Source organism: Burkholderia sp. LAS2 (genome assembly GCF_018417615.1).
Classification (GTDB): Bacteria; Pseudomonadota; Gammaproteobacteria; order Burkholderiales; family Burkholderiaceae; genus Burkholderia; species Burkholderia sola.
Genome location: NZ_CP071053.1, coordinates 82333 through 97866, shown reverse-complemented (window position 1 = coordinate 97866; position 15534 = coordinate 82333). Strand labels below are relative to the sequence as shown.

The 15534-nt window shown below is 65.0% G+C and carries 11 protein-coding genes; 8 read left to right on the top strand and 3 right to left on the bottom strand.

Translation table 11 applies throughout. The features are described 5' to 3' along the window. Window positions 1-15: 15 nt before the first annotated feature. The 4 genes from JYG37_RS20845 to icmH are packed head-to-tail and all read left to right on the top strand — an operon-like array spanning window position 16 to window position 7047. On the top strand, window positions 16-279 hold the full coding sequence (locus JYG37_RS20845) for a PAAR domain-containing protein (protein WP_080334197.1): 264 nt from the start codon (window positions 16-18) through the stop codon (window positions 277-279). Between the two features lie 53 nt (window positions 280-332). After that, a complete protein-coding gene (gene tssL / locus JYG37_RS20840) occupies window positions 333-1595 on the top strand; it encodes a type VI secretion system protein TssL, long form (protein WP_213346309.1) in 1263 nt (420 codons plus the stop codon). Between the two features lie 25 nt (window positions 1596-1620). Further along, the gene (gene tssM / locus JYG37_RS20835; protein ID WP_050012729.1) at window positions 1621-5730 is read left to right on the top strand and encodes a type VI secretion system membrane subunit TssM; all 4110 of its coding nucleotides are present in this window, start codon (window positions 1621-1623) and stop codon (window positions 5728-5730) included. A gap of 18 nt (window positions 5731-5748) precedes the next feature. Next, window positions 5749-7047, top strand: a complete 1299-nt coding sequence (icmH, locus tag JYG37_RS20830; protein ID WP_213346308.1) for a type IVB secretion system protein IcmH/DotU — start codon at window positions 5749-5751, stop codon at window positions 7045-7047. Here the strand turns inward: icmH and JYG37_RS20825 are convergent. The 3 genes from JYG37_RS20825 to JYG37_RS20815 form a co-directional block, all read right to left on the bottom strand. Continuing rightward, a complete protein-coding gene (locus JYG37_RS20825) occupies window positions 6968-8128 on the bottom strand; it encodes an IS30 family transposase (protein ID WP_124632026.1) in 1161 nt (386 codons plus the stop codon). The two genes, icmH and JYG37_RS20825, sit on opposite strands and share 80 nt — an antisense overlap. 270 nt (window positions 8129-8398) lie before the next feature. Beyond that, window positions 8399-9175 carry an SDR family oxidoreductase gene (locus JYG37_RS20820; protein WP_050012727.1) on the bottom strand — a complete coding sequence of 259 codons (777 nt, stop codon included), beginning with the start codon at window positions 9173-9175 and terminating at the stop codon, window positions 8399-8401. Window positions 9176-9179: 4 nt separating this feature from the next. Further along, a complete protein-coding gene (locus tag JYG37_RS20815) occupies window positions 9180-9623 on the bottom strand; it encodes a GlcG/HbpS family heme-binding protein (protein ID WP_124630208.1) in 444 nt (147 codons plus the stop codon). Between the two features lie 105 nt (window positions 9624-9728). Between JYG37_RS20815 and JYG37_RS20810 the strand changes: the two genes are divergently transcribed. The 4 genes from JYG37_RS20810 (at window position 9729) to JYG37_RS20795 (ending at window position 15454) form a co-directional block, all read left to right on the top strand. Then, window positions 9729-10643, top strand: a complete 915-nt coding sequence (locus JYG37_RS20810; protein WP_050012725.1) for a LysR family transcriptional regulator — start codon at window positions 9729-9731, stop codon at window positions 10641-10643. A gap of 79 nt (window positions 10644-10722) precedes the next feature. Beyond that, the gene (locus JYG37_RS20805) at window positions 10723-11157 is read left to right on the top strand and encodes a hypothetical protein (RefSeq protein WP_124554896.1); all 435 of its coding nucleotides are present in this window, start codon (window positions 10723-10725) and stop codon (window positions 11155-11157) included. Between the two features lie 425 nt (window positions 11158-11582). Further along, window positions 11583-14177, top strand: coding sequence for a bifunctional lysylphosphatidylglycerol flippase/synthetase MprF (mprF, locus tag JYG37_RS20800; protein WP_050012723.1), 2595 nt, complete (start codon window positions 11583-11585; stop codon window positions 14175-14177). Continuing rightward, a complete protein-coding gene (locus JYG37_RS20795) occupies window positions 14174-15454 on the top strand; it encodes a virulence factor family protein (protein WP_050012722.1) in 1281 nt (426 codons plus the stop codon). Before mprF ends, JYG37_RS20795 begins: the two co-directional genes overlap by 4 nt. Window positions 15455-15534: the final 80 nt, after the last annotated feature.

The following is a 15534-nucleotide window of genomic DNA, read 5'->3' as shown; positions in this document are numbered from 1 at the left end:
TCAATTGAGAAAAACATGTCCCGACAGATCATTGTGGTCAGTGACACGCTGGCACCTCACGGCGGCGAGATATTAACGGGAAGTAGTACGGATAGTATTGAAGGAAAAGCCATTGTTCGTAAATTCGACCTCGTCCGTTGCGCAGAGCACGGCGTGAATCGAATCGAGGAAGGGGACGAAACTTTCCTGGTCGATGGAGTGCCGGTTGCTCTCGAAGCACATCATGCTGGTTGCGGATGTGTGCTGGTGAGTCGATTGAAAACCATATCGGTATCTTGAATTAAATAAATTCGTATTGTTATGTAAGCGTTATTAAAAATCGATGTTTCTTTATGACTAACCAATCAAGCGAGGCCGTGGCGCCCCTCGTCGATCAAAAGCCATCACCGGATAATCGGCAAGAAGCTCCGGGAGCCATGGCCATCCCGTTGCCGAAAAGGCTGTTGGCCGTCCAGAGCGCAAAAAACCCGTTGCTTGAAGCAGCAAGTGCACTCCTGCGTGCGCAGGCGGATATGCCGGAACATCTTGAACCTGAGCAGATACTTGCACTACACATGCTCCTCGATCAGGAAGTGCGCGTATTCGAGAAACTCTGCGAACAGGCAAACATCCGGCGAGATCACATGATCGGCGCGAGCTACTGTCTGTGCACGGCACTGGACGAAGCCGCAACACAAACCGCATGGGGCCAGGAGGGTTCGGCGGCAATCGAATGGATCCACGATGGGCTTGCAACCACTTTCCACGGAGATCTCAAGGGCGGCGACAAGGTCTATCTTCTGATTGGGCGCTTGCTGGAAGATCCGGATGAGCACCGGGACCTCCTTCAAGTGATCTACCGCATTCTCAGCCTCGGTTTCCAAGGCCGATACCGGGACATGACTGACGGCAAGCGCAAGCACGATGCGATTCGTCAACGGCTCTACAACGTGATCACGTCTCAGCGCGAACCCGTGCCGCTGACGCTATCGCCCCACTGGCAATCGCCCGCGACAGGCAAACGCTTGTCGTTCACCGATTTTCCGGTATGGATCACCGTCACGATCCTGTCGGTCATCCTGCTCGGCCTGTTCGGATGGTTCAAGTACGAACTGTTCAGCCGCAGCGCGGACGTCCAGAAGCAGATTGCCGACATCGCCCGCATGACGCCACCGCCTGCACCGCCTCCACAACTGCATCTCAAACAGTTGCTCGAGGACGAAATCGCGGCAGGCACGGTAAGCGTCGTCGAGGATGCCCGCCACAGCGCCGTCACGTTCCGCGGCGACGCCATGTTCAAGCCCGGTGGCGCTTCGGTTCAGGCATCGATGAATCCGCTGATTTCGAAGATCGCCACAGAGATCGCCAAGGTGCCGGGCAAGGTCACGATCATCGGCTACACGGACAACGTGCCGATTCGCAGCCGACATTTCGCATCGAATCAGATGCTGTCGGAAGAACGCGCCACCCAGGTCATGCAGATGCTGCAAACCGCCGGCGTGCCGGCGAACCGGCTCGAAGCCGTCGGCAAGGGCGATGCCGATCCGGTCGGCGACAACCGCACCGCGCAGGGGCGCGCGCAAAACCGGCGCGTCGAGATCGACGTCGCACGCTAAGCCAGATCCGTTTCCGGAATAACACATGAAGAAGTTCCAGTTCCTGTCGTTTCTGGCCTCGCGCCAGTTCCTCGCGTTCCTCGCACTGATCGTCGTTTCGCTCGTGATCTGGTTCGTCGGCCCGTTTTTCGCGTTCGGCGGGCTCAAGCCGCTCGCCGGCGCCGGCATCCGCGTGCTGCTGATCGCGCTGTTGCTCGCCGGTGTGCTGCTCTGGCTCGTGGGCGTGTCGACGAGCATCGTGTTCATCGCGTTGCTGTGCCTGCTGATCTGGTATGCGGCGCCGCTGCTGTCGCTTGGCCATACAACGCCGTTCGAGCCCGTGTCGGCCCGACTCACCGCGATCGCACTGATCGTGGCGGCTTTTGTCCTCTTCTGGATCGTCCGCGTGTGGCAAAAAATGCGCGAAGACGATGCGTTCATGAAGAAGATGCTGCGCATGGATCGCCGCAAGAATGAGTCGCCCGCTGCAGCCCGCCTGCGGAAAATCGAAGGGATCGTGACGAGCGCGCTCGTGCGCCTGCAATCGATGCGTACCGGCGCGCGTGGTCTTGGCAAGCTATTCCAGGGCAAGCGCTATTTGTACGAACTGCCTTGGTACATCACGCTCGGTTCGCACGCGTCCGGCAAGACGAGCGTACTGATGAGCGGTGGGTTGGCGTTTCCCGTTGCCGAGCAGATGCAGCGCGCGGCCGGGACGCCTGTCGGCGACGCTGCCGCGGTGGACTGGTGGTTGACCAACGAAGCTGTATTGATCGACACGGCCGGCTACTACACGCGTCATGGCACGTCGACGGCTGATGACGTCGGCGCGCCCACTGAGGAAACGGGAAAGCCCGCAACCCGCGTTCCGGGCAAGGCCGGCGCCGATGCCGAGCCGGCTGCGGATGGTGCTGGAGAAGATGAGAAGCAGAACGAGGCGTCGCACTCGAAAGCCGCTGCAACGTCGATGGCCAGCGGCCATGTCGTTTCGCCTGGCCCGGGTACGGGCGAACGCCGACAGAAGGTGGATCGTGCGGAGTGGCTCGGATTTCTGGGCATGCTGCGCCGGCATCGTCCTCGCGCACCGATTAACGGCGCGTTGCTGACGATCGATCTTGCGACGTTGGCAAGCGCCGACGAACAGGCGCGCGTGGCGGAGGCTGCCGCGTTGCGCGCGCGGCTGGCGGAACTGAGGCAGGAGCTGGGTATTCGTTTTCCTGTTTATGTGGTCGTCACGAAGATGGATCGTCTGACAGGCTTCGCCGAGTATTTCGGCGCGCTGACAGCCGAGGGGCGGGCGCAGGCATGGGGCTTCGCGCTTCCGTATGGCAAGGAAACCGTTGCGAAGCAAGGGCTGCGCGCGCGCTGCCATACGGAACTCGCCGAACTTGCGCAACGGCTCAGCGCTTCGATCGATACGCATTTGCAGGACGAATACGAATCGCACAAGCGCCGATCGCTTGCCGCGTTGCCCGAGGAGTTCGCCGCGCTGCTCGGACCGCTGCTCGAGATGATCGACCGCGTGTTCCTCGATTCGCGTTACGACGACACCCAGCTCCATTCGACGTTGCGCGGCGTGTATTTCACGAGTGCGCGGCAACGGGATGGCGAGCTCGTTGCGAAGCGCAACACAGTCGTTCAACGTCTTCTGTCGACTCAGAAACACGCGCCCGTTTCACCCGCGCGCGCCGAGGGCAATCAGGGTTTCTTCTTGCACGATCTCCTGACTCGCGTCGTGTTCCCTGAAGCGCATCTGGTGAGCCCCAACCTGCGCTGGGAATATCGTTACCGCCTCTCGCGCCTGATCGGCCACACATTGGCGCTGGTGTTGTTCGTGTGGTTGGCAATCGGACTCCGCGCGAGCTTCGGCCACAACAGCGACTATCTCGATGCGGTTGACCGCAAGGTGCAGGCGCTTGCGGCGCGCGTCACCCAGCTCTACAAGGCACCCAAACCGGAGGCCGTGCCGGACACGCTGACCGACGCGCGCGATTTGCCGACCTTCCCCGGTCTGGACCTGTCGAATCCGGACAGCACGTGGCGCTACGGTCTCTACACGTCGGCGGACATCGCCACCGAAAGCCGCCATGCGTATGACGTGCTGGAGGACAACCTGTTGCTGCCGCAGATCGTGCACCGCCTGGAAGACGTCATGTCCCGGGCGATCGCCAGCAAGGACCCGAAGGCCGCCTACGATGCGCTGCGCGTCTACCTGATGCTGTACGACAAGGCGAAGTTCAACGCGGATGACGTCAAGGCCTGGGTGCTCGACGACTGGGCGAAGACCGACAGCGCGGCTGCTTTCGGTGGACGTGTGTCGATGATCGACCACGTGCAGCAGCTTTTCTCCGGAGCGCGCGTGGTGCAGTCGCCGCTCATCCGCAACGATGCGCTGGTGCAGCAGGCGCGCGCGTTTCTCGATGGCAGCAACGCAACCGATCGCCTTTACCAGCGCGCGAAGGCAGCCATGCTCAAGGAGGCGCCCGACGAATTTACGTTGCTGCGCGCGATCGGCCCGCAGGCCGGCACGGTGTTCACGCGAGCGAGCGATGCACCGTTGTCGCGCGGCGTGTCGGGGCTCTTCACGTTCGAAGGCTATCGGAATCTGTTCGACAAGCGATTGCCGGAATTCGTGCAAATCGCGCGAGACGACGATGCGTGGGTGATGGGGCGCTCGTATCTGGCGGGTTCGTCGGATTCGGCTCAAAAAAAAACGGCTGAGATCGTGAGCAGCGCGACTGGCGCGGACGATGCGTTGACCGACGCGGTCCGCCGCGAATACCTGATGGAATATGCGCAGCAATGGGACGCGTTTCTCGACGACATCCGCACCGTGAGCGGTACGAGCCTTGCGTTCAATCTGAAGGTGCTGCGCAGCTTCGCGGCGCCCGATTCGCCGCTCGTGCGGCTGGCCCGCGCGGCCGTGCGCGAGACGACGCTCACGCAGCCGCTCGCTGCGTCGGACGGTTCGCTGCTGCAGCGGGCCGCCGACCAGCTCAATCAGAAGGCGGACAAGGCGTCGGGTATTCGGGCGTCGGAGCGCGTTGAACGGGAACTCGTCGACAATCACTTCGCGGCGCTGCGCGAGGTCGTGACGGGGAGCGTGGATGCGCAGTCCGATACGCAGCCTGTCGCCGCGCGGGCGGACAAGACGGGGCTGGATGGCGTCACCAACCTGCTGAACGACTATTACACGGCGCTCACCGTCGCCGACAATGCGTTGTCGAACAACAGCATGCCACCGGCGAGCGACGTCGCCGCGAAATTGAAAATGACGGCCGACACGATGCCCGCGCCGTTCCGCGCGGTATTGCTGCAGCTCTCGGCCGACGGCTCGCGCGAAGTCAATCAGGGGATTGGCCACCTGCTGTCGCGCCAGATGCAGGCGGTGGTCGGCGATACGTGCCGGCTGATCGTCGAGGGCAACTATCCGTTTTCACCGGACAGCACGCGGGACGTCGGCATCGACGATTTCACGCGGGTATTTGCGCAGGGCGGCTTGATCGACGACTTCTTCACGAAAACGCTTGCCCCGTTCGTCGACACGGCCGCGAAGCCGTGGCGCTACCGGACGCTGCCTGGCGCAGCCGAACCCATGCGGGGGCCGGACCTGGAGCCGTTCGAGCATGCGAAGGCCATTCGCGATGTCTTTTTCAACGATCCCGGCCACAAGCAACTGACATGGAAGGCCGACATCCGGATTCCCGAGCTTGACCCGACGATCATGAGTCTGTCGCTCGACATCGACGGACAGACTGCGCTCTATCAACACGGTCCGGTCGCGCCTTTCACGGTCACGTGGCCGGGGCCGCGCGGTGGCGTCCACACGGAAATCACGGCCAGCCCGCGGATTCGGCCGGACACGTCGACGATCGCAGCGGACGGACCGTGGGCGTTGATGCGCCTGCTCCAGAAAGGTCGCGTGGTGGACACGGCGACGCCGGGCCGTACGCGCATCGCGTTCAGTTTCGACGGTCGACAAGCGGCGCTCGACGTCGTAAGCGCCGGGAGCGTCGCGAATCCGCTCACGAGCGACGTGCTGAAGACCTTCCGGTGTCCCAGCACGATGTCGACGTTCAACCTGCCGGACAGCGGCCCGCCGCCGGGGTTGCCGCGAGGCATGTTGCCGGCGAGCACGGAAAGCGCCTCCCGCTGAATCGGAAGGAATCGATCGATGACTCTTTCGACATCTTGCCCGCAGGGTGACGCAAGGGCTGTGGCGTCGCTGCCTGTTGCCGCACGTCTCGAGGCTGCCCGGCAAGCGATCAACCCGCTACTCGAAGCGTCGCGCATCCTGTTGCAGGCGTTGGCCGATACGCCGGAAACGCTCGATGCCGATGCGATCGCACCGCGGCGTCGATGGCTGGGGCACGAAGTTCGCCTCTTTACCTGGATCTGCAATGCGCTCCCGGTCCGACCCGAGCATGTCCGTTCCGCAAGCTATTGTCTGTGCTCCGCGCTCGACGAGGCGGCGATGCAGACGTCTTGGGGAAAGGGCGAAGCAACCGGCGTCGAATGGCAGGACAACTGCCTGGCGAGTGCGTTCGGACATGATCGTCAGGGCGGCGACCGTGTTTTCCGACTGATCGACGAGACAATGCGCGATCCGCGTGCGAACCTCGATCTGATCGAGCTATACCAGAACGTACTCGATCTCGGCTTTCGTGGGCGCTACCGGTTTGAAGCCGGGGGGCAAAAGCGCCTGCAGGTCATTCGCGAACACGTACACGACGTGGTCACGACGGGGGGACACGGCGTGAATCGCGTCAGCAAGCCGCCGAAACGTCAGCGACAGACGGTCGATCCGTGGGTACGTCCCGTTTCGGTGCGTCGATCGCGAGCGAGGTTCGCCGGAGGTCTCGCCGTCGCGTTATTGCTGGGGGCCGGGGGCTACGCCGCGGTGGACCGGTGGGTTCACGCGAAATCGAGGCGACCGGCGTCGACGCTCGATGCACTGGTTCGCAATCTGGAACTGCGGCTGCGCGATGAAGTCGCGGCAGGGAATGTCGAACTGATTCGCGACGCCGGGCGCCATGCGGTGACGCTCCGATTCAGCGGAATGTTTGGGCCCGGCGACGCAACGGTCGCGCCGTGGGGCGCTTCGGTCGCGGCTTCGGCAGGCCGGGAAATCGCGACCGTGACCAAGGACGCGACCGTCCGAGTGGCAGGATATGCGGACAGCACACCGATCAGTTCGGCACGTCAAGCATCCAACTACGCGCTTTCCGAAGCACGTGCCCGGCACGTCGCCCAGATTCTCGCTGCGGCAGGCGTGCCGGCGCCGCGCATCATCGTCGAGGGAAATGGCGATGCCGATTCGCTGGCGGACAACGTTACCGCGTCCGGAAGGGCGAGAAATCGTCGTGTCGAAGTGACCATTACGGATTGCGGATTCAACCGGTCGATGCAACAGATTGATGGAACCGCTGGGCGGGTGTGTCAAAGTTTAGCGTCTTACGCGGACGCTCGTTGAGACGCCTCGCTACAGCGTCGAGTTGGGCTTGGGAATAGGCAGAGACGTCGGTGCCTTTCGGGAAGTACTGCCTCAGCAGTCCGTTCATGTTTTCATTCGAGCCGCGTTGCCACGGATTCTGCGGATCGCAGAAATAGACCTGGATCTTGGTCGCCACGGTAAAGCGTTTGTGATCAGCCATTTCCGTGCCCCTGTCCCAGGTCAGCGATTTATATAGTTCTCGAGGTAACTTGCTGGCGTGTCGTATCAGCGCGTTGACCACAGCCTCGGAATCCTTACCGGCTACTTTTACCAGCATCACGTATCGACTCTGACGTTCGACAAGAGTCGCAATCTGGCTGGTCGCGTTGCCAAACAGCAAGTCACCTTCCCAGTGCCCGGGTATCGCGCGATCCTCCGCCGTCGCGGGGCGTTCACTGATCGATACAGCGTCGCGAATGTTCGTGCGGTCTTCGGTTTTCAATGTGTGATGGCGAGACCGGCGCATCGCTCGAGAGCGTCGCAAGTGTTCAAGCAATTCCTTTTTCAGGGCACCGCGAGCTTGAATATAGAGGCTCCGATAGATCGTCTCGTGTGACACCAGATGGTCCTTGTTGACGGCATACGTATGCTTGAGCCAACCAGAAATCTGCTCAGGGGACCACTGCAGCTTCAGCTTTGCAGCGACAACTCGCGCCAGCGTCTGATTGCTCACTAATTTGCAAATCTTCGGGCGACGTGCCCGATCCCAGGCGAGCTCATCCGCCCGGCTCGCTCGATAACCTTGGCTGCCTCCGTTGCGCTGCAGCTCGCGGCTGATCGTGGAAGGAGCACGTCCCAGCTTGGCCGCGATAGACCGAATCGATAATCCGCTTACCAGGCAGCGAGAGATTTCCTCGCGTTCCGCGAGCGTCAATGTCTGCGGTGCGCGATGTCTTTGCGGTGGCTCGATGCCGCCGGCCTCTGACAGGATCCGCTGTATCGAAGAGTGGCCCCGATCGAACAGTTTGGCAATTTGATGAATCGTTTCACCTTTGCGCCAGCGGTCCCACATGAGTGCTTTCTGACTCTCAGAATAGTAGATCCTCGGCCTCTGCTTCATTTGCAACACCTCCACTGCTTGCGCAGATTCTAGTGTGTTGCATCGACCGGTTGAATCCGCAATTGACGTTCGATTGCGAGCGACAATTTCAGCCGTGAGCAGGCGACGAGTGCATGTCCAGCAAGATCACGGGCACAGCCGTGTTCGCGGGCCCGGTCACCGACTACCTTCTCGCCGAGGGAGGAGAAGTCAGGGGCTCATGTAGTGGGAGCTGTTTGAGGATCCTGACACATTCAAACAGCCCCCGGCCTTTCATCTCATTGGCGTTTCTTATTGCTGCCGTTCCCACGCACGCGCCTGCTCGGCGCGCACGAACGCTTCCGACGAGGCCGGCAGCAGGTTGCGGAACGCGCCGCCGTCGCTGTCGATCACGTCGACCATCTTCGCGATCATTTCTTCCGGGTCGTGCTGTTCGAGCGGGAACGTCAACCGCTCGGGCGTCACGGTATGCACGGCCGGATCGTGCCAGCGCCGCGTCGTTTCCATCATCCGGTCGTTGAAGCCGGTGCGATACGGGCCCGGGTTCACGACCGCGACGCGGATGCCGTGCGGCGCCAGCTCCGCGTGCATCGCCTCGGCCACCGATTCGACCGCGTGCTTCGACGCGCAGTACGCGCCGGTGAACGGCCCCGTGATCAACCCCGCGATCGACGACACGAACACGATCTTGCCGCGTTTGCGCGCGAGCATCCCGCGTGCGATCTGCTGCGTGAGTTCGAGCGGCCCGAACACGTTCACGTCGAACAGCTCGCGCACGATCTCGATCGGCAGGTCGACGAGCGCGCCGGCTTCGCCGACGCCCGCGTTGTTCACGAGCACGTCGATGTCGAGTTCGGCGGCGCGCGCGCGATCGTAGGCCGACGTGACGTCGAGCTTCACCGCGCGCAACGCGGTGTCGCGCTGCGCGGCGGCGTCCGTCAGGGCGTCGATCTCGACGGCCGTGCGCACGCCGGCCGTCACGTCGTGGCCGCGTTCGGCGAGCCGCAGCGCGACTTCGCGGCCGAAGCCGGTGCCCGCGCCGGTGATGAAGATGCGTTTCCGTGTCATGTGCTTACCTCGTGGAGTGAAGGGTTGCCTGAAAAAGGTCGCGGCAGTGCTGCGCGATCGCGGCGTCTTCGTCGACGCTGCCGCCCGAGATGCCGATCGCGCCGACGCAGCGCCCGTCGCCGTCGACGAGCGGCTCGCCGCCGCCGAACGTGACCAGGCCGCCGTGACTGTGTTCGATGCCGCGCAGCGGACCGTCGCCCGACATCGCACCCAGCGCACCGGTCGACGTGCGAAAGCGGACGGACGTCAGCGCCTTGCGCTGCGCGAGGTCGATCGCGCCGAGAAAACAGTCGTCGGTGCGCACGAACGCGAGCAGGTTCGCGCCGGCATCGACGACGGCGATCGCGACGCCGGCCGCCTGCAGCGACGCGGCATGAGCGAGCGCAGCGTCAATCGTGCGGCGGGCGACGGCGAGCGGCAGCGGAAGTGAGGCAGTGAGCGGGTTCATGCGAGGCTCCGAGGGACGACAGCGCCAGTGTAGGCAGTTGCGGTATATGGGAGAATCCGTATTCCGCTCGAAGCAGTTTCAAGTTTTTCTAATGATGAACAGACGATGAGCAGACGCGATCCGATGGCCGGCCTGCACGTGTTCATGACCGTCGCGACGGCCGGCAACTTCACGCGGGCCGCCGCCGCGCTCGGCCTGACGCCGGCGGCCGTCAGCCTGGCGATCGGGCAGCTCGAGGGCGAGCTGAACGTGAAGCTGTTCAACCGCAGCACGCGCGGCGTGAGCCTCACCGAAGCCGGCCAACGCTACCGGCGGCAGACCGAGCCGGCATACCGGCAGGTCATGCAGGCACGGGACGAACTGAAGGATGCGCGCAGCGAGCCGAACGGGCTGTTGCGCGTGACCGCGCTGCCGCTCGCGCGCTTGCTCGTGATCGCGCCGGTGCTCGCCACGTTCCGCGAGCGCTATCCGAAAGTCCGGCTCGAAATTCGCTACGAGAACGAACTCGTCGACATCGCGAAGGACGGCTTCGACGCGGGGATTCGCCTGGCCGATCGATTGCAGCCGGGCATGATCGGCGTGCGGATCGCGCCTGCGCTGACGTGTGCACTGGTCGCGTCGCCCGGCTATCTGGCGCGGTACGGTGCGCCGGAATCGATTGCGCAGCTCGAGCATCATGCGTGCGTCCGTTTCCGGTTCTCGGAAAGCGGACGCCTGCATAAATGGCTGCTGCGCGACGGGCGACGCGACGTCGATCTTGATCCGGACGGCGTGTTCGTGACGAACGACGACGATGCGGTGATCGACGCGGCGCGCGCCGGTGTCGGCATCGCGTTCGCGTTCGTGCGCGAGCGGATCGAGCAGGACCTGCGCGACGGCACGCTCGTCGAGGTGCTGCCGGGCGCGTGCCGCACGCTGCCGCCGATGTGGCTGTACTACGTGAATCGCAAGCACATGCCGGCCAAGCTGCGCGCGTTCATCGACGTGCTGCGCGAGCGCGAAGGCGCGGGTGCGGCGTAAGCACGTCGGCCGCTCGCTGCAGCAATGGGTCCGGCGGCGCATGATGGCGGCTCCCCCCACGAAGCCATGGAGTCGCGTGATGACCGTATTCCCGCATTTTCCGATTCGAACGTTCGTGATTGCCGCCGCGCTGGCGGCCGCCGCGGTGTGCAGCGCAGCGGCCATCGGCCAGACGTCGACGGTGCCGGCCGGCACGGCTGTCGCAACGCCCGACAACGCGGTGCTGCTGACCGTGTTCCTGAAACACGACCAGTCGCGCCCGCTTGCCGAGTTGAATGCGCAGCTTGCGAAGCAGGGGTTCTACAAGGCGTTTCCGCCGCCGGGCGTCGAGGTGGTGAGCTGGACGGTGACGATGGGAATCGGGCAGATCGTCGTGCTGCGGCTGCCGGCGTCGCGGGTGCGCGAGGTCAATCGTGTGCTCGAGGATACGGCCTGGGGCGCATACCGCACGGAGTTCTACCCGACATACGACTACAAGGCGATCGGGATGGGGGAGCATGAGCGGGCGAAGTAACGCGCGGTGGCGTATGTCCGTACCGGCGGTGCGCCGCGGAGGGGCGCAGCGAATCGGCCCGCCGCCATTCCGCACCGCGCCGCGCCCTCGCGTTTTCGTCCTCACCCGGCGGGCTCGGCGCGGTAAATTCCACCGAAATGCATCACAAGTCATTCATCCGATGAAAAAACGACCTCCGTTGCCGGTATGATGCGCACCTTGCGTTCGTGGGACGCACGGTTTCTTTATGCGTTTCGATGCGCGAGAAACCACAAATCCGCACAAAGGCGACGTGAAAGATTCTGTAATATAAGTTCCGTATACTCGTAAGTTCTGATCCAGGCGCCACGCCCGTCTTCGGCCGGCCGCCCATGCAGAACAACCAGACAGGTCGCCGCCCGGCCAACCCGCGCCGCGACACGCTATGCACCACCACTGAACACGTTATGTCTTCCCGCCACCCTGGTTCGCCCGGTCGTGCCGAGGCGGTGATCGCCCGTGCCCGGGCGCTGATCCGCCACGAGCGCGTGCTGTCGCCGCTGCTCGCGCTCGGCATCGGCCTGCTGCTGATCGTGGTTTTCCAGCATCTGTCGGAATCCGTCGACTACCGCTCGGTGATCCGCCAGTTGCGTCACATGTCCGTCGGCGAGTGGGGCGCGTCGCTCGCCGCGACGGCCCTCAGCTACCTCGCGCTCGTCGCCCGCGATGCCGTTGGCCTGCGCTATGTCGCGGCCAAGGTGCCGCGCGTCGCGTTGTGGATCGGCGCGATCGCCGGTTCCGCGCTCGGCAACGCGACCGGCTTCGGCGCGCTGACGGGCGGTGCGGTGCGCGCCCGCGTGTACGGCGTGTCGGGCGTCACGCCCGCCCAGATCGGCCGGATGACGGTGTTCACGAGCGGCACGCTGGCGCTCGCGATGGTGCTGATGACGGCGGTCGGCATGGTCTGCGTGCCGGAGGCGCTCGCCGCGATGCTGCACGTCGCGCCCGGCGTGCTCACGTGGACGGGCGCCGCGTTGCTCGTCGCGCTCGCCGCGCTGGTCGTGCTGTGCGGCAACACCGCACGCCCGGTCGTCACGCGCTTCAAATGGCTGTCGTTCGACGTGCCGGCGCGGCGCGATCTCGTCGCGCAGGTCGTCTACGCGGTGCTCGACGTCGTTGCCGCAGGCCTCACGCTGTGGGTGCTGCTGCCGGCGGCGCCCGTCGGCTTCCCGACCTTCATTACCGTTTACGCGGCCGCGTTGCTGCTCGGGATGATCGGCCATACGCCGGGCGGGATCGGCGTGTTCGAGGCGGCGATGGTTTTCACGCTCGGTCGCGAAGTGCCCGCGCACGCGATGGTCGCCGCGTTGATCGCGTATCGCGCGATCTACTTCGGCGTGCCGCTCGTGCTATCGGCCGGCCTGCTGGCCGGTTTCGAGGGCCGCGCGCTGCGGCGCCGGCTCGTGACGCGGCAGGCCGTGCGCGTGTCGCAGCTCGCGCCGGTGTTCCTGAGCCTCGTGACGTTCGCGGTCGGCGGGATGCTGGTGATCTCGAGCGCGACGCCCGCGTTCTGGCACCGGATCGCGATCCTGCGCCACATCGTGCCGCTGTGGGTGCTCGAAGGCTCGCAGGTGATCTGCAGCGTGCTCGGCGTCGCGCTGCTGTTCGTCGCGCGCGGGCTGCTGCGCCGGCTCGACGGCGCATGGTGGATGACCTTCGCGTTGACGCTCGCGAGCCTCGCGCTGTCGCTGGCCAAGGGCCTCGCGTTCGTCGAGGCCGGCGTCCTCGGCACGCTGCTCGTGCTGCTGCTCGTCAGCCGTCGCCGGTTCAACCGTCATTCGTCGCTGCTCGCCGAGCGCTTCACGGTGAGCTGGTTCGTGTCGGTGGCGATGGTGCTGATGCTGGCCGTGTGGGTGCTGTTCTTCGCGTTTCGCGACGTGCCGTACACGCGCGATCTGTGGTCGCATTTCTCGTTCGATGCGCGCGCGCCGCGGGCGCTGCGCGCGACGCTCGCGTCCGGCGTGTTCGTCGCGCTGTTCGCGCTGTGGCAACTGCTGCGCCCGGCGCCCGGGCGTTTCGTGAAACCCGCGGAGCAGGACCTGATCGACGCGGAGCAGATCATTCGCGCGCAGGAGTGCAGCGACGCGGGCCTCGCGCTGATGGGCGACAAGTCGTTCCTGTTTTCCGAATCGCGTCGCGCGTTCCTGATGTACGCGAAGAACGGCCGCACGTGGGCCGCGCTGCACGACCCGGTCGGCCCGCGTGAAGAGTGGCCGGCGCTGATCAGCAAGTTCATCGCGCTCGCACACGCGCACAGCGGCCGCGCGGCGTTCTACCAGGTGCGCGCGAACGCGTTGCCGCTGTATCTCGACGCGGGGCTCACGCTGATGAAGCTCGGCGAGGAAGCGCATATCGCGCTCGACCAGTTCGACCTGAAGGGATCGAACCGGTCGCACCTGCGCTACGCGCTGCGCCGCGGCGACAAGGATGCGCTGACGGTCGAGGTGATCGCGCCGGGCGACGTGCCGGCCGCGCTGCCGGCGCTGCGCGACATCTCCGACGGCTGGCTCGACAGCCGCGATGCGCGCGAGAAGAGCTTCTCGGTGGCCGCGTTCCACGACGGCTATCTGTCGACGCAGTCGGTGATGCTGGTGCGTCAGGCCGACAAGCCGATCGCGTTCGTCACGTTCATGACGACCGACCTCAACACCGAGGCGACGGTCGGCGTGATGCGCCATCTGCCCGACGCATCGCCGTACGCGATGGAGTATCTGTTTACGCAGCTCGCGCTGCATCTGAAGGAAGCGGGGTTCCGCAAGCTGAGCCTGGGCATCGCGCCGTTCTCGGGGATGGGGGCGGCGAAGATGCCGTCGCCGTTCCACCGGCTCGGCCTGATGGTCTGGCGCTTCGGCGGCCGCTTCTACAACTTCCGCGGCTTGCGCGCTTTCAAGAGCAAGTTCGAACCGCACTGGGAGCCGCGTTATCTCGCGGCCTCGGGCTCGGTCGGCGTGTTCGTCACGCTCGCGGATCTGTCATTGCTGGCTGGAGGTCGGCGTTCATGATGTCGAAGAAGTTAATCGCGCGGGCGGCAGCCGCCTGCGCGGGAATGATGCTGGCCGGCGCCGCGTGCGCCGCGCAGCCGGCCGCAGTGAAAGCAGAAACCGTCTCCGGCGGCCGCTACGGGCCCGTGACCGTGACCCGGCCGAGCGGGCCGCTGCGCGGTTTCGTCGTGCTGTTCTCGCGTGAGGCCGGCTGGCATGCCGCCGATCAGCAGGCGGCCGACGCGCTCGCGAAAGCCGGCGCGATGACGGTCGGCGTCGATTCCGGGCGTTACGCGGCGAATCTCGCCGCGAAGCAGGAGGCCTGCCACCACCTCGACGGCGACGCCGAGGCGGTCAGCCATCAACTCGAACGGCTTGCGCAGTCGTCGCGCTATTTCACGCCGATCGTCGCGGGCATGGGCCAGGGCGGCGCGATCGCGAAGCAGATCCTGTCGATGGCGCCGGAGAACACGATCGCCGGCGTCGTCGCGGTCGGTCCGGCCGCGAAGCTCGATCCGCGCTTCAAGCCGTGCCCGCCCGATTCGACGATCGTGCGCCGCGCGATGCCGGGTTTCGTCGAAACGGCTGCCGCGGGCGACACCGCGAAGCTCGTATCGCTCGTCACGTCGCACCTGCGCGACACCAGCAGCAGCGACGAACTCGACGTGTCGGACCTGCCGCTCGTCGAACTGCCCGCCAAGGGCGGCAGCGACCGGCTCGCGATCGTGATCTCGGGCGACGGCGGCTGGCGCGATCTCGACAAGACGATCGCCGAGGCGCTGCAGCGCGACGGCGTGTCGGTGGTCGGCATCGACGCGCTGCGTTACTTCTGGAGCGAGAAGCCGCCCGCGCAGGTGAGCCGCGATCTGGCCCGCGTGATGCGCACGTACACGGCGCGCTGGCATGCGAACCGCGTGGCGCTGGTCGGCTACTCGTTCGGTGCCGACGTGATGCCGTTCGCGTACAACCGGCTGCCCGCCGACCTGCGCGACAAGGTCGCGGTGATGTCGCTGCTCGGCTTCGCGCCGTCGGCCGATTTCCAGATCCGCGTGACCGGCTGGCTCGGCATGCCCGCGAGCGACAAGGCGCTGAAGGTTGCGCCGGAAATCGCGAAGGTGCCGCCGGCGCTCGTGCAGTGCTTCTATGGCGCGGAAGAGACGGACACGATGTGCCCGGCGCTCGCGAACACGGGTGCCGACGTGATCAAGACGCAGGGCGATCACCACTTCGGCCGCGATTACATCGCGCTCGAGAAGAAGATCCTCGGCGGGTTCGGCAAGCCGGCGGCGGCGCGCTGAACGCCGGCGGCGCCCGCGTGACGGCGGGCGCCGGCCGGTTTTGCTTCCGGTTCATCGTACGGGCGGCCAGCGAGCCGCCC

Coding starts and splice junctions, on each gene's coding strand:
- JYG37_RS20810 (WP_050012725.1), top strand. CDS start 9,729: ATGAGCAGACGCGATCCGATGGCCGGCCTGCACGTGTTCATGACCGTC.
- JYG37_RS20805 (WP_124554896.1), top strand. CDS start 10,723: ATGACCGTATTCCCGCATTTTCCGATTCGAACGTTCGTGATTGCCGCC.
- JYG37_RS20815 (WP_124630208.1), bottom strand. CDS start 9,623: ATGAACCCGCTCACTGCCTCACTTCCGCTGCCGCTCGCCGTCGCCCGC.
- JYG37_RS20825 (WP_124632026.1), bottom strand. CDS start 8,128: ATGAAGCAGAGGCCGAGGATCTACTATTCTGAGAGTCAGAAAGCACTC.
- mprF (WP_050012723.1), top strand. CDS start 11,583: ATGTCTTCCCGCCACCCTGGTTCGCCCGGTCGTGCCGAGGCGGTGATC.
- JYG37_RS20845 (WP_080334197.1), top strand. CDS start 16: ATGTCCCGACAGATCATTGTGGTCAGTGACACGCTGGCACCTCACGGC.
- tssL (WP_213346309.1), top strand. CDS start 333: ATGACTAACCAATCAAGCGAGGCCGTGGCGCCCCTCGTCGATCAAAAG.
- icmH (WP_213346308.1), top strand. CDS start 5,749: ATGACTCTTTCGACATCTTGCCCGCAGGGTGACGCAAGGGCTGTGGCG.
- JYG37_RS20820 (WP_050012727.1), bottom strand. CDS start 9,175: ATGACACGGAAACGCATCTTCATCACCGGCGCGGGCACCGGCTTCGGC.
- JYG37_RS20795 (WP_050012722.1), top strand. CDS start 14,174: ATGATGTCGAAGAAGTTAATCGCGCGGGCGGCAGCCGCCTGCGCGGGA.
- tssM (WP_050012729.1), top strand. CDS start 1,621: ATGAAGAAGTTCCAGTTCCTGTCGTTTCTGGCCTCGCGCCAGTTCCTC.